General features: G+C 46.6%; 1 protein-coding gene. It reads left to right on the top strand.

Annotated elements, in window-relative coordinates:
* On the top strand, positions 1-720 hold a 720-nt coding region (locus CXF69_RS00575; RefSeq protein WP_145990104.1), incomplete at its 5' end, for an IS256 family transposase.
* Positions 721-751 lie beyond the last annotated feature (31 nt).

The following is a 751-nucleotide window of genomic DNA, read 5'->3' as shown; positions in this document are numbered from 1 at the left end:
CTAGACTGCATCGTCGTGAAGATACGTCAAGACAAGCAGATCATCAACAAAGCCATTTACTTAGCCCTAGGCGTTAACCTTAACGGTAAAAAAGAGCTGCTTGGTATGTGGCTCTCAGAGAATGAAGGCGCTAAGTTCTGGCTAGGTGTTCTTACCGAGCTTCAAAACCGTGGCGTACAAGACATCTTAATCGCTTGTGTTGACGGTCTAAAGGGCTTCCCTGATGCCATTAACACCGTCTATCCAAAGGCACAGGTTCAGCTGTGTATCGTGCATATGGTGCGTTACTCCATGAAGTTCGTACCATGGACGGATAAAAAGGCCGTAGCGGCTGATTTAAAGGCCATCTATGGCGCTGATACGCTTGAGATGGCAGAGGCCAATCTTGAGCACTTTGATGAGGTGTGGGGCGAGAAATACCCGCACGTGGTTAAGTCTTGGCGCAATAACTGGGAGGGCTTAACGGTGTTCTTTAATTACCCTAAAGACATCAGAAAAGCCATCTATACCACCAATGCTATTGAGTCATTGAACAGCGTGATTCGAACAGCGGTGAATAAGCGTAAGGTGTTCCCATCTGATCAGGCAGCATTCAAAGTGGTGTACTTAGCCACCCAGCAGGCGTCTAAAAAGTGGGCGATGCCAATCCGTAACTGGACGTCTGCTCTGAATCGTTTTATGATTATGTTTGATGACCGTATCAGTAAGCATTTAATCTAAATGGCAGTTACACAGAATCTGGGATGGTCTC

Source organism: Psychrobacter sp. Choline-02u-9 (assembly GCF_002836505.1).
In the GTDB taxonomy this organism is placed as follows: Bacteria; Pseudomonadota; Gammaproteobacteria; order Pseudomonadales; family Moraxellaceae; genus Psychrobacter.
This window is presented reverse-complemented; position numbering and strand designations above follow the sequence as displayed.